Below are 22,240 nucleotides of genomic sequence, written 5' to 3'. Positions count from 1 at the left end.
CGTTCCGCGACTTGTCACACGCGACCGGACTTTGCGAAGCAGGTGCTTGCATGCTGTCGATGAGGGAAGAGCGCGGTGCCCTGGGGTCGGGCCGCCAATACGCCGTGATGTTTGAGATGTACAACTGATATATGAGTGATCGTATGCGCCGTAACTGACCTGAGTCAACGTGTTGGCGATGCCCCGCAAAGCCGTGCCCTGCCCCCGACGGGCTGATGCAAAGAGGCCCATGACTTACGGTGCCGCGCCTTGTAAGGTCGGGGCACCAGCTATAAACGGAAGTGTTCTGTACAAGGAGAGATCATGGCCGTCGACGATGAAATGCAGATCCTGCGGATGTGGTGCGAGCAGCTGGCGAAGGCGCTGGAGGTCCCTGATCTCGACGTCGATCAAGAACTGCTGCTGGATCTGGCGCGAAAATCTGCGGATCAGGTAATTCATGCCGCGGCGCCGGTGACGGCCTACATGGTGGGCTACGTGGCCGGTCATGAGGCGGGCAGGGGCGGCCCAGGTCCTGCGGGGGCCAAGGAGGCGACTGCCCGGGCAGCAGACATTGCGTTCCGGCTGTGCGAGGACCGGGCGAACAACAAGGGCGGCGGAGGCGGCGGTCCGGCCGGGGCGGCGTAGCCGGCAGAACTCAGTGGGGACCAACGCGAGAGCGGCCGGACCCCGGTGGTACCGGGATCCGGCCGCATCGTACTCAGTGCGTGCTGTGTTTAGTGCCGCTTGTCCCCGCTCGGATCAAGCTCATTCTTGGCGCACCGTTCATCACATTCGTGCTTTGTCACGAGGTCGAACTGGACGCCGCCGTGCTGTTCGACGCCACTGCGGATGGAACGCTCGACGACGGACGTGACCAGCCGCCTGCGCAGCGACAGTGGGTCCCTGCGGAGGTCCCTCGTGAGGGCGAAGCACATCAGGAACATCACGACGACGAAGGGCAGGGCTGACACGATGGTGATCCGTTGCAGTCCGGCCAGTGCCTCGGCGGGCTTGTCACCGCCGGCGAGGAGCATCACCGCGGCCACGGCTCCGGTGAGGGCACCCCAGAAGATCACGACGCCGCGGCGCGGTTCTTCAACGCCGTTGGAGCTGAGCGAGCCCATCACGATGGAGGCCGCGTCGGCGCCGGTGACGAAGAAGATGGCCACCAGAACCATCGCCAGGACGGCGACCGCGCCGGCAATGGCGTTGGGCAAGGGCAGGTGGTGAAGCAGGTCGAACAGGGCGCCGTCGAAGGAAATCGAAGGTTTCCCGTCCACGATCTTGGCCAGGCCATCGCCGGTGTCCGGGGTGGCATCCGCCGTGGCCTGGATGTTGATGGCGGCGCCGCCGAAGATGCCGAACCAGATCACGCTGACGATGCTGGGGACCAGCAGGACACCGGTGACGAACTGGCGGATAGTGCGGCCGCGGCTGATGCGCGCGATGAACAGGCCGACGAAGGGGGTCCAGGAGACCCACCAGGCCCAGTAGAAAATGGTCCAGCCGGACATCCATGTGCGGAGTGCGTCGTCGCCGACAGCCTCGGTCCGGGAGGCCATCTCGGCCAGGTCCCGGGCATAGTCGCCGACTGCCGCCGGGATCAGGTTCAAAATGAAGAGCGTTGGGCCGGCAACGAACACGATGACGGCCAGGACTGCAGCCAGGACCATGTTGATGTTGGACAGCCATTGGATGCCGCGGCTGATCCCGGAGACCGCCGAGGCCACGAAGCAGGCCGTGAGAATGGCGACGATCACCACGAGCACGGGGGTGGCCAGTTGGCCGTCGATCCAGCCGTTGGAGGCCATGCCGCTGCCGATCTGGAGAGCCCCGAGTCCGAGCGATGCTGCCGTTCCGAACAATGTGGCGAAGATGGCCAGCATGTTGATGACCTTGCCGAGGGGACCTTCCACCCGCTTGATGCCGAAGAGGGACGTGAAGACGGTGGAAATGAGCTGCTTGCGGCCGAGGCGGTAGGTGCCGTAGGCCATGGCAACGCCCACCACTGCGTACATGGCCCACGGGTGCAGGGTCCAGTGGAAGATCGAGGTTGCCATCGCGGTCTGGACGGCCGCGGGCGTCTGCCCATTAACCGTGCCCGGCGGCGGGGAGATGTAGTGGTAAAGCGGCTCGGCCACGCCGTAGAACATCAGGCCGATGCCCATGCCGGCGGCGAACATCATCGAGACCCACGAGACCATCGAGTACTCGGGCTTTTCGGAGTCTTTCCCCAGCGGAATGTTGCCGAAGCGGCTGACCGCCAGCCACAGCACGTAGACCACGAACAGGGAGGAGAGGGCAACGAACATCCAGCCGGTGTTTTGCATGACCCAGTCAAGGACCACCTGGGAAGTGGCGGCCAGGTTCTCCCGGCCGACAAATCCCCATACAACGAAGGCCAGCGTGAGCAGTCCGGCGACGCCGAACACTACCTTGTCGAGGCCCCCCTTTTGGAACAGCCGGCTGCTGCGCCGTGCTTCTTCGTGTTCTGATTCGGTTTCCCGGAGGGCCTGAAGGATTTGCAGATCCTCCTGGTGAGGTTCAGGCTCTCTTTCCAACGCCGGGTCCACCCCCGAGGACCGGTCGTCTTCACTGCTTTCATCGATAGTGACGTCACTATTGATTGTCATAAGGGGTTTCCCTATCTGAATTTGGGGCGGCCCAGCTGCTGTCGGCGGTTAGGCCGGCGGCAGCTTCGGCTCGTCCTCGGATTCGATTGTCGCCATCGACAATCTTGGTTACGTGTATGCGGACCACAGGTTCCGCCGGGGGAGGGGCGTCGGTTCCTGCTACTCTTCCGTTCCGAACTGATCAACACGATTCGTCTGCAGCAACAGAGTGCGCCAGCTCACACGCGTTGTCAAGGATTTTTTTGGTGCGGCCGTCATTCTTGACAGGGGATATGCCATACACGATGCTGTTGCTTATCATGACTGTCGTTGCGTATGGCGCAGTTTTCTGACGCCACCGTATTTTTCGGAAGCCAGCCGGTCCGGCACCTCGACCGATTTTCCGGCGTGGCGACGGCAACCGCCTATGCGCGTACGATATTCCTGTCGCTGCCCGGCGGAGGAGTATCTGTCATGCATTTCGCCTTTGTTTGCCTTCCGGCCACGGGACACGTGAACCCCACGCTGCCGGTGGTCGCAGAGCTGGTCCGCAGGGGCCACCGCGTCACGTACGCCACGTCGGCCAAGTACGCGGCCGCCGTCGAATCTGCCGGGGCCGTCTTTTTTGAGAACGGCGAGGACCTGTCCGCGCAGTTTCCCCGGTTCGGTAATGCTGCTCCCGGCAGTCCCGGGCAGGACGACGCCGGCCGGTCGCCTCGGGCGGGCATGCTCGCGGGGTTGGGGTCAGGCATGATGTCGGGACTTCTGGAGCGGCTGCTGGAGAGGGCGCGGGAAGAATTCCCCGCCTTGGTGTCCCGCCTGGCCGCCGATCAGCCGGACGCGGTCTGCTACGACGCCATGACTCTCGCCGGGAAGATGGCCGCCATGAAACTTGAACTGCCGGACATCGCATTGCTCCCGACCTATGCCACCAATGACCATTTCTCGATGCGGCAGCTGATGCCGGCGCGCCCAACAGCAGACATGCTGGCGGCGTGGAAGCAGGCGCGCGAGCTCATCGGGGATTTCGCCAGGGAGCAGGGCCTGCCCGGGTTCAACTTCATGGAAGGACCTCCGGCTTCCCTGAACATCTGCTTCATCCCGCGGGAATTCCAGCCCGCAGGTGACACCTTCGACGACCGTTTCCATTTCGTGGGACCCAGCCTTGGCCGGAGGGGCGGCGAAGAGGAATGGCAGCCCCGTGGAAAGGACGCGCCGCTGCTGTTCATTTCGCTGGGAACCACGCCGTTGAACGACCGGCCGGATTTCTTCCGCATGTGCCTGGAAGCGTTCGCAGGCACGCAATGGCAGGTGGCCATGGCCATCGGCGACCGGATGGAGGCGGCCGAACTGGGGGAGATCCCGCGGAACGTAGAGGTCCGGCCCTTCTTTCCGCAGCTGGATGTCCTGCGGCATGCCGGTGTGTTTCTCTCGCACACAGGAATGAACTCGACCATGGAGGCGCTGTACCTGGGCGTCCCTCTTGTAGCGTTTCCGCTGCAGCCGGAACAGGAAGCCAACGCCCGCCGCGTCGCGGACCTGGGGCTGGGACGCCGCCTGCCCGCCGAAGGCCTTACCCCGGGGCTGATCCGCGACGTCGTGGCGGAGGTCAGCCAGGACCGGGAGATTCGGCGCAACCTTGCGGCGATGAGCCAGCGCGTCCGCAACTCCGGCGGGGCAGCGGCGGCCGCCGATGCCATGGAGCAGTACGTGAGCGGTCCGGCTTAGCGCCGGGTGTAGCCCATGTTGGCGCTGATCCGCAGGCCGGCCTGGCCCAGGCCCTCGATGAGGCCGGGTGTTTTTTCCGGGTCGAAGCGGAAGGCAGGGCCGGAGATGCTGACCGCGCCGATGACCGTTCCCAGATGGTTGTAGACCGGCACCGCCATGGAGTTCAGCCCGATTTCGAACTCTTCGAGGACCACTGCATAGCCGTCGTGGGCGACGTCGATCAGCTGCTTTTCGAGTTTGTCGCGCCTGGTGATGGTCCGCGGAGTCCGGGCCGGCAGCCCTGTCTCCTTCAGGATGCGCTCACGTTCATCCGCGGCCAGCGCTGCCAACAGGACCTTCCCGCTCGACGTCGCGTGCAAGGGAGTCAGGCTTCCCACCCAGTCATAGGTGGCCAGGGTCGATGGCCCCATGGCCTGGTCCACGTTGACGGCGTAATTGGAGCGGAGAACGGCAAGGTTGACGGTTTCCTTGAACTCCTCGGCCAGGCTTTCGAGCACGGGGCGCGCCTCGCGGACCAGGCTCAGCCGGCCGGGAATCGAACTGGCCAGGCGAAGGATGCCAAAGCCCAGCTGGTACTTGCCCCGTTCGCTGTTCTGGTGGACCATCTCCCTGCCAACGAGCGAACCAAGCAGCCTGGACACGGTGGACTTGTGGATGCCCATCTCCTCGGCGATTTCGCTCACGCCTGCGTGGCCGTCGCGGGCCAGGATCTCCAGGACGGCGAGCGCCCTGTCGACGGACTGGACGCCGCCCTGCTGCCCGCCCTCGGCGTCGGCGTCGGCATCGGATTCAAGGACATTGTTCGAAGCCATCTCCCGATCCTATGCCGGGAAGTGTGACGGAGCCGACATCGCGTTAAGCCGGGTAACGCCGTCGGGCGTCGTGCCCGGTCCGGCCGGCCCAGCCAAATCAGCGCAGATCAAGGCGCATGAGCACGCGCGGGAAGCCGTTGAGGACGGAGTCGGTGCCGGCGGCCCTGGTGAAACCGGCTGCCTCGAAGAGCCTGCGGGTGCCCACGTAGGCCATGGTGAGGTCCACCTTCTTGCCCTGGTTGTCCACCGGATAACCCTCGATGGCGGGCGCGCCGTAGGAACGTGCAAAGTCGACGGCGCCCTGCAGCAGCCGGTGGGAAATTCCCCGTCCCCGGTACCCCGGCCGGACCCGGATGCACCACACGGACCACACGTCCAGATCGTCCACGTGGGGAATGCGGCGGTTGCGGGCGAAGCTGGTGTCGGCGCGCGGATGGACACCTGCCCACCCAACTACCTCGCCGCCGTCGTACGCCAGAACCCCGGGCGGCGGATCCTCCGTCAGCAGGTCCCGGACCAACTCCCCGCGGGCAGTGCCCCGCAGCTCCGCGTTCTGTTTGGAGGGGATGCGGTAGCTCAGGCACCAGCACACCGTTGCGTCCGGCCGCTTGGGCCCCACCGCCGCTTTCACGTCCTCAAACTGCGTCGCCGGACGGACTTCGATCGCCATGCCGCCACCCTGCCACCGGCCTGGAATGAAGGCAAGCGCCGGTGGTGCCCAATTGGGTAGCAGATCAGGGCGTTCTGAGCCCTGGGAACCCCCTTAGCTGCTACCTGGTTTTCGGCGCTTAATTGTCGGACCCCCTTGGCAGACTGTGTTCATGGAAGGCATCCGGAATTCGCGGCAACCGAGGTCGATCCAACCTGCCTAAAGAAACTCAAGATCTGGTTCCGGCGGCTCTACACCGCCCCCGGAACCGGAGACCTCGTCGCGATGGACTCGAGACGGCGACTCTTCCCGGCCCCGGTACGCCGCTTCATTCAAATCCGCGACGACACCTGCCGCACACCCTACTGCGACGCCCCAATCCGCCACCACGACCACATCATCCCCTGGCACAACGGCGGCCCAACCAGCCTTGCCAACGGCGCAGGCCTCTGCGAAGCCTGCAACCACACCAAAGAACTCCCCGGCTGGAAAGCCCAACCTCGACCCGGCCCAACCCAGACCCGGACCAAGACACACCATGGAAATCACCACACCTACCAATCCACCGCACCACCGTTGCCGGGCAGGAGGCTGCGGACAGTCGCACAGCCGGGAACCGGCGAAGCTGGAACCGGGCCGCCCCTACCCAGTCGGTCCTAACGCAGGCCGTTGCTGTGTGCCAGGGCGATTGCCTCGGTGCGCGAGGTGGCGCCGAGCTTGCGGTAGATGTTGCGGAGGTGGAACTTCACGGTGTTCTCGCTGACGTGCAGCATGGCCGCGATCGCCCGGTTGCGCTGCCCGGCGGCCAGCAGCTGCAGCACCTCGAGTTCACGGTCGCCAAGGTTCCAGGCGCCGACGTCGGGCAGTTTGCGCTCCGGCGCATCCAGCGGAAGGGTGACGGCGACGTCGGCGCCCCAGCCCTTCATCAGGTCAATCGTCATCCGGCCGTCCAGGACATCCACCCGTTGCAGCAGGCGGACAATGCTGGGGGCCTCGCGGGACAGGTTGCCCTGGCCGTCGTCGCGGACGTTGATGAGGAGGTTCTCGCCGTCGCAATCCCACTGGGTGCGGATGCGCCGCACGTCCGGCTGCTCAACCATGGCGAGCACCAGGCCCCGGACGATGGCCCGGGCCGCATGGGCCACTTCCCCGGGAAGGGCCCGGCCGTTGACCGGAGGTTCGATGAACTGGACGTCGATGCCGCTGAAATGCATCAACGGGCGGAGGTCGTCGCGGAGGCGCTGGAACGCCGTGGCAACAGGCTCTTCAACGAGTTCCGTGGTGCGGTCATTGAGCGTCCGCAGTTCCACCAAGGCTTTGGCAGCGACGTCGGTGGCCGACTTCCGTGCCGCCTCGTCGGCGAGCGAGGGAGCGCGCAGCGCCGCAAGCAGGGTCTCCAGCGTTGTTGAGTGCCGGTCCACCAGCTCCGCCGTGACCCTGACCCGTTCGGCGGACGCCGCCCGGGATTCAATGAGGTACGACGGCGGTGCATCCGCCACCTTTTCGCGGATACGCTCGGCCGCGAGGGTCCACAGATAACGGACCAGCCACGGCACCGGAACCTCCAGACCGGAAAGGCCAGCGCCGCCTTCTCCGGCGCCTTCTCCGGTGACCGGCCGGGGATCGACCAAAACCAGCAGCGCATTCGTGGGCGAGGGGAGTGCAAGGACCGGGTGCTCCCGCCCGCCGATCGGCGCCCGGCCCTGCCACGTTTCATCCCCGGACAGTGTGGCCTTGATGGCGTCCAGTTCGGCGATGGAAACCTGGCTGATCACGGCTTCGTCGCCGGACTTCTTTTGCGGCCGGCCCGTGCAGTCTTCCGTGAAGATAACGAGGGCGCTGCTGCGCAGGTAAGGGAGGGTGGCCTGGTGCAGCCGCTGGGCAATCTCGCCGAGCGACGCCGAGGACAGGGACGCGATCGCCTCAAGCAGGGGCTTTACACCTTCGGCGGTGTCTGGCGTCGGGCGAACAGTGACTTCGGTGGTGACTGACACCTGTCCATTGTATAGAAATCTGAGGGTATGCCTATCCCTTTGGATGGGAAAGACTGTCCGATTATGTCGTGGCGCCCACCCGCCTCGCCTTCGAGGATGGAACCAGGGAAAAACCAATCCTGAAAGACCTCACGAACAAAGGAAAGACTCATGAAGCTCCAAGTTGCTATCGACCTCCTGACCACCGAAGCCGCGCTCGAGCTGGCCGGCAAGGTTGCCGAATACGTTGACATCATCGAGCTCGGCACGCCGCTGATCAAGGCCGAGGGCCTCTCCGTCATCACCGCGGTCAAGGAAGCCCACCCGGACAAGATCGTTTTCGCTGACCTGAAGACGATGGATGCCGGTGAGCTTGAGGCCGACATCGCGTTCAAGGCCGGCGCTGACCTGGTCACCGTGCTCGGTGCCGCAGATGACTCCACCATCGCCGGTGCGGTCACGGCTGCCAAGGCGCACAACAAGGGCGTCGTCGTCGACCTCATCGGCATCGCCGACAAGGTCACCCGGGCCAAGGAAGTTCGCGCCCTGGGTGCGAAGTTCGTCGAGATGCACGCCGGCCTGGACGAGCAGGCCAAGCCCGGCTTCGACCTGAACGGTCTGCTCCGCGCCGGCGCCGAAGCCCGCGTTCCGTTCTCCGTAGCCGGCGGCGTGAAGCTCGCCACCATCGGTGACGTCCAGAAGGCCGGCGCCGATGTCGCCGTCGCCGGCGGTGCCATCTACGGTGCAGCCGACCCCGCAGTGGCCGCGAAGGAACTCCGCGCAGCCATCGTCTAGGTCTTTCCTGGTTCAAGGCCGACGGCGGCATCCGCCGCCTGGGCGGCCCGCACCGACAGGTGAGGGCCGCCATCGGTGTTTAACTCCTGCGGCTGCTAGGAACACGAATCCCCGTCTGAATCGAGACCGGGCAGGGATTTGAGGACCACCTCCGTGTTGGCACCGCTCGGTGGCTGGCTGATAACCGGCTCCCGTGCCTCTACATCAGCGGCTGCCTCCACCCCGGCCTCCGCCGACCGGTTCTGCGCCGTTGTTTCCTGCGCAGACCTGTTCCTGGTGCGGTGGGTGGTCCTGTGTTCCCCGCGGGTGTGGTGGTCCAGGGCAGTAGCTGACACCAGGATCACAGGGTCATTGGAGACCTGTTGCCTCGTCTGCCCCTGGGCGGCGAGTGCTCCGCCGCTGGCCGTCCCCAGGAGGACGGCGATGCTCGCCACGATGGTGGCATTGCGCGTACGTGTTTTCATTTTGGCCTCTTCCGGACCGGGCGGCCTGCATCTCCGGCGCGGACGTCGTGGAGAAGTGGCCCTTTCTCGAAAGTTACGCCCGCCCGGCCGCGACAAGAACCCTGCCGGTCAGATTAAGAGTGAACTCACAGTTTGATTCCAACAAGAGAACCGGTGCGATCCTCCCGCCACCAGCCTGCTGCTGCCGTCCGGGAGTTCGACGGCGGCCTGAACGCCGTCCGGCAGGTCCAGTTCGAGCGTGAACTGGCCGTGCTCAATTGCCCAGGCAACGCTGATGCGGCCCTGGGAAGTTACGACGGCGGCGGTCGCCGACGTGATTCCGCCGCCGGGCTGCGGGGCGATGCTCACGCGCCGGTAGGCGGTTTCCTCCTCCACCGGATTCTCCGGCAGGCCGATGCCGGCCAGGTGGGTGTACAGGAACGATCCCGCCGCGCCTTTGCTGTAGTGGTTCAGGGAGCCGCGGGCGCCGTGGTCCGTCACCCCGTCCCACCATTCCCACATGGTGGTGGCGCCGGCTTCCAGCATTCCCAGCCAGGAGGGCGTTCCGGTGGAGAGCAGCAGTTCGTAGGCGACGTCCAGGTAGCCGTGGTCGGCCAGGACGGGCAGCAGCATCCCCGTGGCCAGGAACCCGGTGCCGAGCCGGTTCCCGTTGGCACGGATGAGTTCCACCAGCCGGGCCGCGGCTTGCGGTGCCACCTCATCCGGCACGAGTCCAAAAGCCAGGGCGCGCACATAGTGCCCTTGGGACTCCTCGCCGAGGACGCCGTTTTCGTCCAGGTATTCCGTCCGCCAGGCGGCCAGTACCTCCTCCGCCAGGGCTGCGTACTTTGCTGCCGCGGCCGCGTCCGCCAGCACTTCGGCGGTGCGGGCCAGGACGCTGGCGGAACGGAACAGGTAGGCGGTGGCAAGGATCCCGTGGTCCCGCGACGGATCGGGGTTGGGCGGGCTGTCCGGCTCGAGCCACTCGCCGAAGTGGAAGCCGGTGTCCCACAGGAAGCGCTCGTGCGCCAGGGGCACGGGACGCCTGCCGGACCGTCCGGGGTGGCGGGCACCGGCTGCGGCCGCGGCAGCATAGTCAACCCAGCCGCGCATGGCCGGGAACGTCCGGGCCAGCGCCTGCTTGTCCCCGTAGGCCCGCCAGAGTGACCACGGGACCAGCACGGCGGCGTCACCCCAGCCGGCCGAGCCCGCGGCCATGTCCTCAAAGGCATTGCCGGAGGGGCCGTCGCTGGCGGGGTTGGGAACCACCGTGGGCACCCGCCCGTCGAGCCACTGGTCGGCGGCGAGATCGCTGAGCCACTTGCCGCTGAACGCTGCAACATCGAACATCAGCGCCGCCGTGTCCACGAAAACCTGCCAGTCGCCGGTGAATCCCGACCTCTCCCGTTGCGGGCAGTCGGTGGGGACGTCGCAGGCATTGCCGCGGAAGCTCCAGGAAATGGCGTCATGCAGGGCGTTCAGCCGCGGATCACTGCACTCGAACCAGCCGGTGCGGTCCAGGGGAGTGTGCACCACAACGGCGCTGATGTCCTCCGCAGCGAGCGTCCCGGGCAGGCCCTCGAGCTGGACGTAGCGGAAGCCGTGCGTGGTGTGCCGGGGCTCGAAGACATCGCCCGGCCGGCCAGCAGACACCACCTCGTCAACCTGCCCGGCGGAGAGGGGCGTCTTGGTGGCGAAGTCGAAGGCGCGGATGTTCTCCGTGGAAACCAGTCCCGCCGTGTCCAGGACCTCGCCGTGCCGGAGGACCGTGCGCGTTCCCTCCGGCCCGAGGCGGCCCAGCCGGACCCAGCCGTTGATGTTCTGCCCGAAATCGACGACGGTGATGCCGGCCGCCGGTGTTGTCATCCGGACGGGCCCCAGCTCCCCGATGCGCCGCGCCGGCGGCGCGGCCGGCAGGACCAGCCGGGAGCGGTCGTCGTACAGGGGACCCGCGGCCGGAACCACCGGAACCCAGCCATCCGCCGTCGTACTGGCCTGCCGGGCTTGACCGGCTAGCCCGGCCTGACCGGCGCGGAGCAATGCCGGGTCGTGGCGGCGGAAATCGGTGATCTGCCCGTCCATCAGGTCGGCGCGGGTGATGTGGCTTTCCCGGCAGAGCCAGCTTTCGCCGGTGGCGAGGAAGGTCTGCGTGCCGGCGGCGCTGGTGACCGAGGCCAGGAAGGCGGTCTCGGTGCCGAAGCCGTCCGGCCGCCGTTCGAAGCCGTGCCGGCCCCGGAACCAGCCGTCCGAGAGCAGGGCGGCAACAACATTTTCGCCGCCGACCAGGAGGTCCGTGATGTCCCACTGCTGCACCTGGAGGCGCTTCCGGTAGGACGTGAAGCCTGGGGTCAGCTCGTCCTCGCCCACGCGCGTTCCGTTGACGAAAAGCTCGTAGATGCCGTGGGCGGTGGCGTGCACAACGGCGCGCTCGCTGGCAGGGGCGTCCGGTTTTTGGGCGCCCGGCGCCGTCCAGCTGAAGGAACCCCGGAGCCAGTAGGCGGGCCGGTTGCCGGCTTCAGCGGAACCTGTCTCGACGGGGGAAATCCAGGCGGCGTCGCGGAGCCCGTTCCGGGCGGAGCGGTGCGAGGTGTCGGCAGTCACGGCTTCTCCTTGAAAGTGTGCTCAAAGAGTAGCGGATAAAAACCGGGTGCGCACTGTTTTTATCTGCGGTCCTCCACGGGATCGGCGTCACCGGTCCAGGCCGCCCAGTCCCGGGGGTCCACCGAGGGCCTGCCCAGCAGGTAGCCCTGGCCTCTGGCGATTCCCAGTTCCACGACGGCGGCGAGCTCCTCGCGGCTTTCGATACCCTCCGCGGACAGCGTTGCTCCAGTCTGTTCGGCCAAGGCAAAAACGAAGGGGGGCGGAGCCGGCCGGTTGCCTGTTGCGACGGCGCCGGCCAGGAACTCGCGGTCTACTTTGATGATGTCGGGCAGCAGGTGCAGGATGTGCTTCGCCGAGGTGGCGGCCGGACCGGAGCCGTCCACGGCAAGGCGCACACCGTGCTGGCGGAGGGGGCTCAGGACCGAGGCGAGGCCCGCGAGTTCCCGGTCCGCAATGTCGCCCATGATTTCGATGACCATCCGGTCCGGGTGGACCGTCCCTCCCAGCATCAGCGCCTGAACGCGGGGATCGGCGCATGCGGTGGGGCTGAGGTTGAACGACGCAAAAAGGTGGGGCGGAATCTCTCCCGCTGCGGAAAGGGAGAGGTGCAGGGCTGCGATTTCCAGGTCCGGGCCCAGTCCCATGGCTGCCGCTCCCCGGAACCAGACGTCTGCGCTGGTCCCCTCGTGGCTGACGAACCGTGCCAGCGCCTCAACCCCGATCACTCCTCCGCCGGGCAGTTGCCTGATGGGCTGGAAGGCCGTCAGCAGCATCCTCTTTGCCGGTGCGGCCGGGGCCGGCCCGGCAGCATCCTCCGACGGATCCTCATGTGAAGAGTCGGGAACGTTCCTGGTGCTGATCAGGTGGTGCAGCAGCGCCTGTTCGGGGTCATCCATGTGGGCCGCCAGCAGGTCGAGCAGCTGCTCCCTGGCCCAGGCCTTCTGCGGATCGGAGTCTGCCAGCACATCGCTGATGATCTCCAGCACCTGGCGCCGGAGCGTTTCTCCGTCCACGTTGCGGAACAGTTCCGGTGTATGTTCACCGTCCGGAGGCGACTCGTCCATGGCCATCACACTACTCCTCGGTAGTTGGTGCCGCGATTGAGGGAACGCCGGGGATGGGGCCATCCGTTACTCCGGGACGGTGCGGGGCCGCTACCCTGAAGCGGTGCGGACGAGGCGGAAAACAGGCAGCTACGAGGTGGGCCGGGCCAAGCGCGCCGAAATTCTGGACGCTGCCACACGGCTCTTTGCGGCCTCGGGATATCACCGGGTGCCGCTGTCGCAGGTCGCCGCCGACGTTGGACTCAGCGAAAGCGGGCTGCTGCACCACTTCCGCTCCAAAAGGCATCTCCTGCTGGCAGTCGCCGAGCGCCGGCTGGAGCAGACCGCGCTGTGGTGGAGTTCCGTCCAGACGGACGGCAGCGACGATCCGCACGAGCTGTTCCGCTCCATGGTCGAGTCCACGCGCAGGATCGTGGCTGAGCCGGGCCTCATCGAGCTGTTCGTGCTGGTTTCTGCTGAGGCCGCGGACCCGGCTACGCCCGCCCACCAGCTGTACGGCAAGTGGTACGAGCGGGCGGTGGACGAGACAGCACAGGTCCTTGCCCGCGGGGTGGAAAGTGGCTACTTCCGGCCGGACACGGATGCCCAGGCCGTCGCGCGGGAAATCATTGCCGTCAGCGACGGGCTGCAGCTGCAGTGGGTCCTCTCCGGGGGCAAGCTGGACCTGGTTGGGGGGATCCGCGACTACGCCCGCCGGCTGGCCCGCTCGATTCTGGTGAGCGGGGTTCTGGTGGACGGGGTTCTGGTGGACGGGGACGGGCCGATCCTCTAGGTCCGCCACGTCCTAGGTGCCGGGCACCCGGACCAGCTGCAAAAACCCTTCAAGGTGCGCGGCCATGTCCACGGACTCGTCGTACAGCCAGGCCAGCTGGACGCCTTCAATGAGTGCGGCGATCTGCCGTGCCAGCACGGCGGAATCGAGGCCGGGCAGAATGCGGCCCGCTGCAACCTCCCGCTCGATCTCTGTACGCAGTGAGCCGATGATTTCCCCGTCGCGGCGCCGGATGAAGCCGTGGGCCGGATGGTCGGGCCGGACGGCTTCGGCGCGCAGGGTGGCATCCAGCTGGATCACGCCGCGGATTCCGGCGTTGCGGCGCATGACTTCCGGCACTGTTTCGAGCAGGCCCTGTTGCTCCAGCAGGGTGCGCCGCCACGGTCCTTCCTGTTCCTCGCGGCGTACCAGGACGGCCTCCAGCAGGGCGTCCTTGCTCCCGAAGTGATGCAGCAGCGCTGTGTGGCTGGTCCCGATTTCCTCGGCGATTTGGCGGATCGACAGGCGCTGGAACCCCTTCTCCGCGAACACCGCAAAGGCCGCGTCCACCAGCTCGGCCCGCTTGCGCTCGCCGTTGGCGTAGGGCGCCCGCCGGCCGCTGCGCGCCGGCTGCCGTGCCGCCGTCGTCGTTTCCGTCATGCTGCGCCTCCTCGCGGCCGCGGCCGCCTTGGCTGAAGTCTTGCCTTCCCGAGGTTACCAAGTTTCTTTTCCACTTTGGTCAAGAAAATCACACCAAAGTATTCCAACTTGGAAAATGTTTGCCTAAAGTGAAGCCCAACCACAGAAAGGAACTTCATGACCGACCTCCAGCACTTCCCCGACACCTTCCTCTGGGGTGTGGCCACCGCGGCGCACCAGGTGGAGGGAAACAACACCAACAGCGACACCTGGCTCCTCGAGCACCTGCCGGGTACGATCTTCGCCGAGCCGTCCGGGGATGCGATCGACCACTACCACCGCTACCGCGAGGACATCGCCCTCATCGCCTCGCTGGGGTTCACCACCTACCGTTTTTCGCTGGAGTGGGCGCGGATCGAACCCGAGGAAGGGTATTTCTCCGCCGCGGAACTGGACCACTACCGGCGGGTGCTGGAAACCTGCCACGAGCACGGCCTGACGCCGGTGGTCACCTACCACCACTTCACCTCGCCGCGCTGGCTGCTCGCCGCCGGCGGCTGGGAGGACGAGGCCACACCGGAACGCTTCGCGCGCTACTGCAGCCGCGTGACCGAACATCTCGGTGACCTCATCGGCGTCGCCTGCACCCTCAATGAACCCAACCTGCCATGGCTCCTCAAGGCACTCGGCATCGGCGGCGAACCGGCCGAGCGGCGGGCGGATGTTCCGCTCTGGTCGGCGGCAGCCGGACGCCTGGGCATCGAGGCCGCGAAGGTTGCGCCGTTCCAGTTCACCGTGTCCGACGCCGGCTTCGACATTAAGCTCGCGGCCCACCGTGCCGGGCGGGACGCCATCAAGGCGCTCCGGCCGGAGCTGCTGGTCGGGTGGACCCTCGCCAACTCCGATATCCAGGCGGCCGAGGGCGGCCAGCAGGTGGCGGACCAGGTGCGCCGGGACGTCAACGAACGCTTCCTGGAGGCGTCGCGCGGCGATGATTTCGTGGGCATCCAGACCTACGGCCGGACCGTGTTCGGCCCCGACGGAGTGGCCCCGGCTCCCGAAGGCGCGCCCACCAACGCCATGGGGGAGGAGATCTACCCGCAGGCCCTCGAGGTGACCATCCGCGAAGCGGACCGGATCGCCGGCATCCCGGTCATGGTCACCGAAAACGGATTGGCCACCGACGACGACACGCAGCGGGTGGAGTACCTCCGCACTGCCGTGGCCGGGGTCTCGGCGTGCCTCGCCGACGGCATCGACGTCCGCGGCTACATCGCCTGGACGGCCTTCGACAACTTCGAGTGGATCTTCGGTTACCGGCCCAAGTTCGGCCTCATCGCCGTCGACCGCACCACCCAGGGGCGCACGCCCAAGCCCAGCGCCCACTGGCTGGGCGGCGTGGCCCGGGCCGCCCAGGAGCGGCTCACCGCGGTGGGCTGAAACATGCCGGGCTGAAACAGCCCAAAAGAAGCACGACGGCGGTCCGCACCTGATGGTGGGGGCCGCCGTCGGCCGTGGTTAACGCCGTGCTGACATCCCTTCCGTGGGCTGCGTGTTGTAGCCCAGGTTTCGGGAGACGGCCCTGGCGGTCGCCTGGACGGCCGGCGCCAGCACGTTCGGGGGAGTGGCGCCGTCGGGAACCACTATGGACAGTGCCGCGGCGACGGATCCCTCGGCGTCGAAAATCGGCGACGCGACGGAGACTGTCCGGGACGGCGCGGACCTCCTGATCATGGCGACGCCGGTGCGCCGGACGTCGGACAGCGTCCGCCGCAGCTGCCCCTCCGGCATGGCGTCAACGCCGGCTTCGGCGTCCGGCGGCTGCCGGATGACCGCTTCCTGGAATCCCGCATCGGCGCCGGCCAGCAGCACCAGGCCCACCGCCGTCGTACGCAGCGGCGCGCGGCCGCCCACCCGGTACGCCACCTCGGTGGCCTCCTTTGAGGACAGGCGCTCGATGAGCACGGCCTCGTTCTTGTCCCGAACGGCCAGCAGCACGTGGTGCCGGGTGACGGCAAAGAGGTCCTCGAGGTAGGGCAGGGCGATCTCCCGGACGCCGTGCCCGCGGGGGGACAGGGACGCCACCTCCCACAGCCGCACGCCCACCACGTAGCGCCCGTCCTCGAGCCGTTCCAGGGCGCCCCACGCCACCAGCCGGGCGATGAGGCGCAGGGCCGTCGGAGCCGGCATACCCGCATAGCGGGCCATTTCTGACAGCGTCAAAGCCCGACGGCGGTCGGTAAAGACGGCGAGCAGGCTCAGTGCCCGGTCAATCACCGGTTCGCCCTGTTTGGGGCGCTTGCCGCGCTGCGGGGCCGTTTCTTCCTGTCCTGCTTCAGCCGTCACCGGGGTCCTTTCGTCAAGCCGTGGAGTGACCAGCACCACAATAGCGTTTCAACCAATGAAATTACCGTGGGGTCCGTGAGGCCGTCCCAACGATTCTTGAAGAAGCCGGTCACCGGAAGCCATCTGACGAGAGGGCGCCGACCGAACGGCCCGCGATGCGGTCGATGCAGACCGCACCGGGCTCCCCCCAGATGTTGATTCCCGTTCGTCATCGAGAATGCAAAGGCGCACACATGAAACTCCTTTCCACCCCCGCCCGCCGGAGCGCGGCCGTCCTGGCCGGTGCGCTCCTCCTCACCCCGCTGACCGCCTGCGGCGGCGGAACCCAGGCCGCAACCGCCGTCGACAAGAGTGCGCTGACTATCGCGGTCGACAGCGACAGCGCTTCCTTTGGGTTCGATCCGCTGCGTGTTGCCGACGCGCAGCGCCAGTTCTTCGAGGGCCTCTACGAGAACCTCATGACCCTGCAGCCGGACGGGTCCGTGGCACCGGGCCTGGCCAAGGAGTTCAGCTACAGCGCGGACAACACGGTCCTGACGCTGACCCTCAAAGAGGGCGTCACCTTCACGGACGGCTCCACCCTGGACGCGGCACTGGTCAAGGCGAACCTCGACCGACGCAGCGACCCGGCGCTGAGTGCCTACTCTGCGATTGCCAAGGGCGGCGCGCAGGAAGTGACCTCGGTGACCGTCGCCGGCCCCACGAAGGTGGCCATCAAGTTCGCCAAGCCGCAGCCAGGGTTCGAAAAGAACCTCACCGGCACCATGGGCATGATCGTCGGCAAGACCGCCGCCGCCAAGAGCGCCAGCCTCGCCACCACCCCGGATGGCTCGGGCCCGTACACCCTCGACGCCACCGGGACGGTCAAGGGCAACAAGTACGTCTTCACCAAGAACGGCAAGAGCGCCGACGCCGCCAAGTACCCCTACACCAAGATCACCTTCAGCGTCATCCAGGACCCCCAGGCCCGCGCCAACGCCCTCGTCTCCGGGCAGGCCGACGTGGCCATGCTCACCTCTCCCACGGTGGACTTCGCAAAGTCCAAGGGCCTCGGCGTGTCCCAGATCGGCGGCACCCTGCACACCATGGTCTCCTTCGACAAGATCGGCAAGACCGCGCCGGCCTTTGCCCAGGAGAAGGTCCGCCAGGCGTTCCAGTACGCCATCAACCGCCAGGCCCTCGTGGATGCCCTGCACAAGGGGGACGTTGCGGCGTGGAACGCCCTGCCCAAGGACTCGGCCGGCTTCACCGAGGAACTGAACACCCGGTTCGCCTACGACCCGGCCAAGGCCAAGAGCCTCCTGGCTGAGGCAGGCTACGCCAGCGGTTTCGAGTTCACCATTGTGGGCAGCGCCGAAACCCAGACGGACCTGCAGGCCGTCCAGAAGGACCTGGCCGCCGTCGGAATCAAGATGAACATCAAGATGGCCACCTCCACGGACGAAGCCTTCGCGGCCGTGGCAACCACGCCCCTCGGCTATGCCGCGCTCGGCTGGGACAACCCGGTGGGCCTGATGTACGGCGTCGTGCTGAACGGATTCACCAACGTGCAGAAGGCCACCGATGAGCAGCTGAGCGCCGCCACCGGCGAGGCAGCAGCCGCGAAGGACGATGCCGCAAGGAAGACCGCGCTGACCAAGCTGAACACGCGTCTGGTGGAATCCGGCTGGATGATCCCGCTCTACGAGTCCCTCACCAACCAGGGCTACAACACCAAGAAGGTCCAGCAGGTGAAGTTCGCCGGCACCAACGCCTACCCGCTGCTGTCCTCCTACGCCCCCGCCAACTGATCCATCCACCGGCCGGAGGTCTTCCCCGCACGGAAGACGTCCGGCCGGACACCTGACCAATGGAGGTCTTCCCATGGCAATGTTCATCGCCAAGCGCCTGCTGATGGCGTTCGCCACCGTGCTGGTGGTCGCGGTGCTGGCATTCCTGCTGGTCCACGCCATGCCCGGCAGCCCGGGCGCCGTGTCACTCGGTGCAGGCGCGGCGCAGGACGCCATCGACGGGGTCAACCAGCGGCTCGGCTGGAACGATCCCCTCGTGGTCCAGTTCTTCCGCTGGCTCGGCGACGCCGTCCAGGGCAACCTCGGGACCTCCCTGATTGACGGAAGGTCCGTCAGCGCCGACCTCGCCAGCCGGCTTCCGGTCACGGCATCACTCGCCGCCGGGGCCACGGTGCTCAGCGCCGTCCTCGGGATCGGACTGGGCGTCACCGCAGCCGTGCGCGGCGGCCTCCTGGACCAGGTGATTGGAGGTTTCGTCGGTCTCCTGGTGGCCCTGCCCGCGTTCTGGATCGGCATCATCTTCGTCTACCTGTTCGCGGTCCAGTCGTCGGTGTTTCCCGCCACCGGCTACGTTCCCTTCGACGTTTCGCCGCAGGACTGGGCGCTGTCCCTGGCGCTGCCCGTCATCACCCTGGCCGTCGGCGGCGCGGCCTTCATCGCCCGCCAGACCAGGGCCTCCATGCTCGAGGCACTGCAGCAGGAACACATCCGCACCCTGCGGGCCACTGCCACCCCCACGTGGAAGATCCTCTACGTCCACGCGCTGCGCTACGCCAGCCTGCCCATCGTTGCCGGCATTGCCCTGCAGTTCATTGGCCTGTTCGGCGGCTCCGTCATTGCGGAGCAGCTGTTCGCGATGCCGGGCCTCGGCCAGGCCGTCCAGTCCTCCGTCAACACCCATGACGCCCCGGCGGTCCAGGGCGTGGTGGTCATCGCCACTGTCGTGGTGGTTGCCGTGAACCTGGTGCTCGAACTCGCCACCAAATTCCTTGACCCGAAGTTGCGTGCCTCATGATCCCCTCCATTGCGCCCACTGCAGCCCCGCGGAAGACCGTCCTGGCGAAGTTCTCCGGGCACCGCCTCCTCGCCTCTCCCGGCGGCCTCGCCGGTACGGTCTGGCTCGCCGCCCTGGTGGCCGCCTCCCTCACCGCATCCTGGTGGCTGCCGTACAAAACCGAGGACCAGGACTTCACCGCCGTCCTCGCCGGCCCCACCGCCGTCCACTGGCTGGGCGCGGACGAACTGGGCCGGGACCTGCTCAGCCGTATTTTCGCCTCAGCAGCCGGAACGTTGGGGACGTCGTTCATCACGGTGCTTGTCGGCGTCGGGCTTGGAACCATCCTGGCCATGACCGCCGCTGCCGCCGGCGACCGCGCCGAGGGGGTCATCAGCCGGGTCACCGAAATCATGATGTCGCTGCCCGGCACCGTCATCATCCTGGCCGTCATCGGAGCTGTCGGGACAAACATCCCGCTGATCATGGCCATTCTCGGCGTTCTCATTTCCGCCGGCATCTACCGGGTCATGCTGGGCCAGGCCAAGTCGCTGCAGTCCCAGCTTTATGTTGACGCGGCCAAGGTCGACGGCGTCGGCACACTGGGCATCAGCGTCCGCCACGTGCTCCCTGGCCTGACCAACACCATCGTGGTGCAGTCGGCCCTGATCTTCGCCGTCGGCATGCTGATCCAGGCGGGCCTGGCGTTCATCGGCTTCGGCCCGCCCATCCCCGAGCCGAGCTGGGGCGGCATGATCCAGAGCGCCTCCCAGCACGTCTACGACGCGCCCTGGCTCATGGTTCCCAGCGGCGCGGTGCTGGCCCTGACTGTCCTTTCCGCCAATGCGATCGGCAACGCCCTGGGCAAGTCCCCGAACGCTGCCGCATCACACCTGCCCTCGGCGGCCATCCGGCGGAAACGCGCCGCGGATGCGGCAGCAGCCGCTGCCGCCGCGCCTCCGGTGGATGATGCGCCCGGCGCCGGCCAGCTCAGCGTCCGCGGCCTTTCGGTAGCGGTCGACGGCGGCACCCCGCTGGTCACGGACGTCTCCTTCGACGTCGAAGCCGGCACCGTCCTCGGACTGGTGGGGGAGTCGGGCTGCGGCAAGACCATGACCGCACTGTCCCTGCTGGGGCTGCTGCCGTCGGGTGTCTCCGTCGCCGGCGGACAGATCCTGTGGAACGGCCGGAACCTGGCCGCCGCCACGGAAAAGGACCTGGAAGCCGTCCGTGGCCGGGACATCGCACTGATCTCGCAGGAGCCCATGCGTGCCCTCGACCCCATGTTCACGGTGGGCTACCAGCTGACCGCCGCCATCCGCCGGCTCCGCTCGGTGGGCAAAGCTGATGCCCGCGGGGAGGCCCTCAGCCTCTTGGAGAAGGTGGGCATCGTTGACGCCCGGCGCATCCTGAAGGCCTATCCCCACCAGATCTCCGGCGGCATGGCCCAGCGCGTGGCCATCGCCCTGGCCCTGTCCGGGAAACCGCGGCTGCTGGTGGCCGACGAGCCCACCACCGCCCTCGACGTCACGGTCCAGGCCGAGATCCTCTCACTGCTGCGCTCGCTGGTGAAGGACACCGGCATGTCCGTGGTGATGGTGACGCACGACCTCGGCGTTGTCGCGGACATCTGCGACAACGTGGCCGTCATGTACGCGGGCCAGGTGGTGGAGAGCGGCCGGACCGCCAACATCCTGGACAACCCGCGCCACCCGTATACGCTCGCGCTGCTGGCCGCGGACCCGCACGCCAACACTGCCGACGACATGCCGGAACGGCTGGCCACGATCAAGGGACAGGTCCCGCAGCCCAAGGACTGGCCCACCGGCTGCCGCTTCGCCGCCCGCTGCCAGTTCGCCGGATCCGCCTGCACCACCCCCGTTCCGCTGCTGCCCTCCGGCTCGGAAAACGGGGAGGTCCGCTGCGTCAAGGCGGATGAGCTCGCCGTGGAGGGCCTGGCCTGGGTCGCCACCGAAATGCCCGCACACCGCGTACTTGAGATCGCTGAAAAGGACATGGCATGAGCATCAGCACCGTAGAACGCGAGGACGCCGAAGCAGTCCTGCCAGCCCCGGCCATTCTGGAGGTCAAGGACCTGGTGGTCCGCTACGGCCGCGGCCGTAAGGCGGCCTCGGCGCCCGCCGCCGTCGACGGCGTGAGCTTCACCATCCGCCCCGGCGAAACCGTGGGGCTGGTGGGGGAGTCCGGATCGGGCAAGTCCACCATCGGCAAGGCCATCCTTGGGCTGCAGACGGTGTCCGGCGGCTCCATCAGCTTCCAGGGCAGCGACATCACGCACGCCAACACGGCGAGGCGCCAGGACCTCGGCGGCGACCTGCGGGCCGTGTTCCAGGACCCCAACTCGTCGCTCAACCCGCGCAAGACCGTCGGCGCCTCGCTGGCCGAACCGCTGCGCGTCCGCGGCATCTCCGCCGCAGAGGCGCGGACCCGGGCCGAGGAGATGCTGGAACGGGTCGGACTTCCGCGCGACGCCGTGGACCGCTACCCCAGCCAGTTCTCCGGCGGCCAGCGCCAGCGCATCTCCGTGGCCCGTGCCCTGATCTGCGAACCGAAGCTCGTGGTGTGCGACGAGGCTGTGAGCGCCCTGGACCTCTCCACCCAGGCCCAGGTGCTGAACCTCCTCGCCGACCTGCGGGACGAACACGGCCTCAGCTACCTGTTCATCGCCCACGACATCTCCGTAGTCCAGTTCCTCGCCCAGCGGGTGGTGGTTCTCTACCGCGGCCAGGTCATGGAGAGCGGACCGGCCGCAGCCGTCACCGAAAACCCGAAGCACCCGTTCACGCAGGCCCTCGTGGCGGCGTCCCCGGTGCCGCGCCCCGCGGAGCAGGCCGAACGCCGGAAACTGCGGGAATCGCTCGGTGTCCGGACCGCTGCAGCTGTGGCTGCATCGGCAGGAGGCTGCCCCTTCAGCCAGCGCTGCCCGCTTGCCACCGAGCTCTGCACCGCCGAACGCCCCGCCCTGCGGCGGGCAGGCGAGTCCGACGTCGCGTGCCACTACGCCTGACCTGCCGTTCGCAGTTTCACCCCCCCAGACAGG

18 protein-coding genes and 1 pseudogene are annotated in these 22,240 nt (G+C 67.3%); 10 read left to right on the top strand and 9 right to left on the bottom strand.

What is annotated here, in order from left to right; translation table 11 throughout:
• Positions 1 to 303: 303 nt before the first annotated feature.
• Positions 304 to 627 carry a DUF6457 domain-containing protein gene (locus ACFRAU_RS03265; RefSeq protein ID WP_377993761.1) on the top strand — a complete coding sequence of 108 codons (324 nt, stop codon included), beginning with the start codon at positions 304 to 306 and terminating at the stop codon, positions 625 to 627.
• 89 nt (positions 628 to 716) lie between these two features.
• Here the strand turns inward: ACFRAU_RS03265 and ACFRAU_RS03260 are convergent, their stop codons facing one another.
• The gene (locus ACFRAU_RS03260) at positions 717 to 2,615 is read right to left on the bottom strand and encodes a BCCT family transporter (protein WP_377993762.1); all 1,899 of its coding nucleotides are present in this window, start codon (positions 2,613 to 2,615) and stop codon (positions 717 to 719) included.
• 453 nt (positions 2,616 to 3,068) lie between these two features.
• Between ACFRAU_RS03260 and ACFRAU_RS03255 the strand changes: the two genes are divergently transcribed.
• A complete protein-coding gene (locus tag ACFRAU_RS03255) occupies positions 3,069 to 4,322 on the top strand; it encodes a macrolide family glycosyltransferase (protein ID WP_377993763.1) in 1,254 nt (417 codons plus the stop codon).
• On the opposite strand, the gene ACFRAU_RS03250 is transcribed toward ACFRAU_RS03255, so the two are convergent.
• Entirely contained in the window at positions 4,319 to 5,134 is an 816-nt protein-coding gene (locus ACFRAU_RS03250; protein ID WP_377993764.1) for an IclR family transcriptional regulator, read from the bottom strand. The genes ACFRAU_RS03255 and ACFRAU_RS03250 overlap by 4 nt on opposite strands.
• A 97-nt stretch (positions 5,135 to 5,231) precedes the next feature.
• Positions 5,232 to 5,804 (bottom strand): GNAT family N-acetyltransferase, encoded by a 573-nt coding sequence (locus ACFRAU_RS03245; RefSeq protein ID WP_377993765.1) that lies wholly within the window; start codon positions 5,802 to 5,804, stop codon positions 5,232 to 5,234.
• A 210-nt stretch (positions 5,805 to 6,014) separates the two neighbouring features.
• Here ACFRAU_RS03245 and ACFRAU_RS03240 point away from each other — a divergent pair.
• A pseudogene (locus ACFRAU_RS03240) lies at positions 6,015 to 6,443 on the top strand (HNH endonuclease); the annotation flags it as partial.
• Here ACFRAU_RS03240 and ACFRAU_RS03235 read toward each other — a convergent pair.
• Positions 6,440 to 7,777: a LuxR C-terminal-related transcriptional regulator gene (locus tag ACFRAU_RS03235; protein ID WP_377993766.1), complete on the bottom strand. Its 1,338-nt coding sequence runs from the start codon at positions 7,775 to 7,777 to the stop codon at positions 6,440 to 6,442. The pseudogene ACFRAU_RS03240 and the gene ACFRAU_RS03235 overlap by 4 nt on opposite strands.
• 150 nt (positions 7,778 to 7,927) lie before the next feature.
• Here ACFRAU_RS03235 and hxlA point away from each other — a divergent pair, with 150 nt between their 5' ends.
• Positions 7,928 to 8,551: a 3-hexulose-6-phosphate synthase gene (gene hxlA, locus ACFRAU_RS03230; RefSeq protein WP_377993767.1), complete on the top strand. Its 624-nt coding sequence runs from the start codon at positions 7,928 to 7,930 to the stop codon at positions 8,549 to 8,551.
• Positions 8,552 to 8,646: 95 nt separating this feature from the next.
• On the opposite strand, the gene ACFRAU_RS03225 is transcribed toward hxlA, so the two are convergent.
• From ACFRAU_RS03225 to ACFRAU_RS03215, 3 genes are all read right to left on the bottom strand, one after another.
• A complete protein-coding gene (locus ACFRAU_RS03225) occupies positions 8,647 to 9,015 on the bottom strand; it encodes a hypothetical protein (RefSeq protein WP_377993768.1) in 369 nt (122 codons plus the stop codon).
• 108 nt (positions 9,016 to 9,123) lie between these two features.
• A complete protein-coding gene (locus ACFRAU_RS03220) occupies positions 9,124 to 11,595 on the bottom strand; it encodes a family 78 glycoside hydrolase catalytic domain (protein ID WP_377998773.1) in 2,472 nt (823 codons plus the stop codon).
• Between the two features lie 59 nt (positions 11,596 to 11,654).
• Positions 11,655 to 12,665, bottom strand: a complete 1,011-nt coding sequence (locus ACFRAU_RS03215) for an EAL domain-containing protein (protein ID WP_377998772.1) — start codon at positions 12,663 to 12,665, stop codon at positions 11,655 to 11,657.
• 97 nt (positions 12,666 to 12,762) lie between these two features.
• Between ACFRAU_RS03215 and ACFRAU_RS03210 the strand changes: the two genes are divergently transcribed.
• Positions 12,763 to 13,431, top strand: coding sequence for a TetR/AcrR family transcriptional regulator (locus ACFRAU_RS03210; RefSeq protein WP_377998771.1), 669 nt, complete (start codon positions 12,763 to 12,765; stop codon positions 13,429 to 13,431).
• Between the two features lie 12 nt (positions 13,432 to 13,443).
• Here the strand turns inward: ACFRAU_RS03210 and ACFRAU_RS03205 are convergent, their stop codons facing one another.
• Positions 13,444 to 14,070 carry a TetR/AcrR family transcriptional regulator gene (locus tag ACFRAU_RS03205; protein ID WP_377998770.1) on the bottom strand — a complete coding sequence of 209 codons (627 nt, stop codon included), beginning with the start codon at positions 14,068 to 14,070 and terminating at the stop codon, positions 13,444 to 13,446.
• A 156-nt stretch (positions 14,071 to 14,226) separates the two neighbouring features.
• Here ACFRAU_RS03205 and ACFRAU_RS03200 point away from each other — a divergent pair, with 156 nt between their 5' ends.
• The gene (locus tag ACFRAU_RS03200) at positions 14,227 to 15,489 is read left to right on the top strand and encodes a glycoside hydrolase family 1 protein (RefSeq protein ID WP_377998769.1); all 1,263 of its coding nucleotides are present in this window, start codon (positions 14,227 to 14,229) and stop codon (positions 15,487 to 15,489) included.
• A 78-nt stretch (positions 15,490 to 15,567) separates the two neighbouring features.
• Here ACFRAU_RS03200 and ACFRAU_RS03195 read toward each other — a convergent pair whose 3' ends face one another.
• Positions 15,568 to 16,395, bottom strand: a complete 828-nt coding sequence (locus ACFRAU_RS03195; protein ID WP_377998768.1) for an IclR family transcriptional regulator — start codon at positions 16,393 to 16,395, stop codon at positions 15,568 to 15,570.
• A 233-nt stretch (positions 16,396 to 16,628) separates the two neighbouring features.
• Between ACFRAU_RS03195 and ACFRAU_RS03190 the strand changes: the two genes are divergently transcribed.
• From ACFRAU_RS03190 to ACFRAU_RS03175, 4 genes are all read left to right on the top strand, one after another.
• Positions 16,629 to 18,185 (top strand): ABC transporter substrate-binding protein, encoded by a 1,557-nt coding sequence (locus tag ACFRAU_RS03190; RefSeq protein WP_377998767.1) that lies wholly within the window; start codon positions 16,629 to 16,631, stop codon positions 18,183 to 18,185.
• A gap of 73 nt (positions 18,186 to 18,258) precedes the next feature.
• Positions 18,259 to 19,200: an ABC transporter permease gene (locus tag ACFRAU_RS03185; protein ID WP_377993776.1), complete on the top strand. Its 942-nt coding sequence runs from the start codon at positions 18,259 to 18,261 to the stop codon at positions 19,198 to 19,200.
• The gene (locus tag ACFRAU_RS03180) at positions 19,197 to 21,203 is read left to right on the top strand and encodes a dipeptide/oligopeptide/nickel ABC transporter permease/ATP-binding protein (protein WP_377998766.1); all 2,007 of its coding nucleotides are present in this window, start codon (positions 19,197 to 19,199) and stop codon (positions 21,201 to 21,203) included. The genes ACFRAU_RS03185 and ACFRAU_RS03180 overlap by 4 nt, the downstream gene beginning before the upstream one ends.
• Positions 21,200 to 22,207 carry an oligopeptide/dipeptide ABC transporter ATP-binding protein gene (locus ACFRAU_RS03175; protein WP_377998765.1) on the top strand — a complete coding sequence of 336 codons (1,008 nt, stop codon included), beginning with the start codon at positions 21,200 to 21,202 and terminating at the stop codon, positions 22,205 to 22,207. The genes ACFRAU_RS03180 and ACFRAU_RS03175 overlap by 4 nt, the downstream gene beginning before the upstream one ends.
• Positions 22,208 to 22,240 lie beyond the last annotated feature (33 nt).

It is taken from the genome of Arthrobacter sp. NPDC056691 (assembly GCF_042791415.1).
Lineage (GTDB): Bacteria > Actinomycetota > Actinomycetes > Actinomycetales > Micrococcaceae > Arthrobacter.
Note: the sequence above shows the minus strand (reverse complement) of the source record. Positions and strands in the feature narration are given on the sequence as shown.

What these genes read in the sequence shown, in the direction of transcription:
- ACFRAU_RS03180 (WP_377998766.1), top strand. Translation starts at nt 19,197, where the DNA reads ATGATCCCCTCCATTGCGCCCACTGCAGCCCCGCGGAAGACCGTCCTG.
- ACFRAU_RS03250 (WP_377993764.1), bottom strand. Translation starts at nt 5,134, where the DNA reads ATGGCTTCGAACAATGTCCTTGAATCCGATGCCGACGCCGACGCCGAG.
- hxlA (WP_377993767.1), top strand. Translation starts at nt 7,928, where the DNA reads ATGAAGCTCCAAGTTGCTATCGACCTCCTGACCACCGAAGCCGCGCTC.
- ACFRAU_RS03245 (WP_377993765.1), bottom strand. Translation starts at nt 5,804, where the DNA reads ATGGCGATCGAAGTCCGTCCGGCGACGCAGTTTGAGGACGTGAAAGCG.
- ACFRAU_RS03255 (WP_377993763.1), top strand. Translation starts at nt 3,069, where the DNA reads ATGCATTTCGCCTTTGTTTGCCTTCCGGCCACGGGACACGTGAACCCC.
- ACFRAU_RS03190 (WP_377998767.1), top strand. Translation starts at nt 16,629, where the DNA reads ATGAAACTCCTTTCCACCCCCGCCCGCCGGAGCGCGGCCGTCCTGGCC.
- ACFRAU_RS03215 (WP_377998772.1), bottom strand. Translation starts at nt 12,665, where the DNA reads ATGGCCATGGACGAGTCGCCTCCGGACGGTGAACATACACCGGAACTG.
- ACFRAU_RS03200 (WP_377998769.1), top strand. Translation starts at nt 14,227, where the DNA reads ATGACCGACCTCCAGCACTTCCCCGACACCTTCCTCTGGGGTGTGGCC.
- ACFRAU_RS03185 (WP_377993776.1), top strand. Translation starts at nt 18,259, where the DNA reads ATGGCAATGTTCATCGCCAAGCGCCTGCTGATGGCGTTCGCCACCGTG.
- ACFRAU_RS03175 (WP_377998765.1), top strand. Translation starts at nt 21,200, where the DNA reads ATGAGCATCAGCACCGTAGAACGCGAGGACGCCGAAGCAGTCCTGCCA.
- ACFRAU_RS03205 (WP_377998770.1), bottom strand. Translation starts at nt 14,070, where the DNA reads ATGACGGAAACGACGACGGCGGCACGGCAGCCGGCGCGCAGCGGCCGG.
- ACFRAU_RS03225 (WP_377993768.1), bottom strand. Translation starts at nt 9,015, where the DNA reads ATGAAAACACGTACGCGCAATGCCACCATCGTGGCGAGCATCGCCGTC.
- ACFRAU_RS03265 (WP_377993761.1), top strand. Translation starts at nt 304, where the DNA reads ATGGCCGTCGACGATGAAATGCAGATCCTGCGGATGTGGTGCGAGCAG.
- ACFRAU_RS03260 (WP_377993762.1), bottom strand. Translation starts at nt 2,615, where the DNA reads ATGACAATCAATAGTGACGTCACTATCGATGAAAGCAGTGAAGACGAC.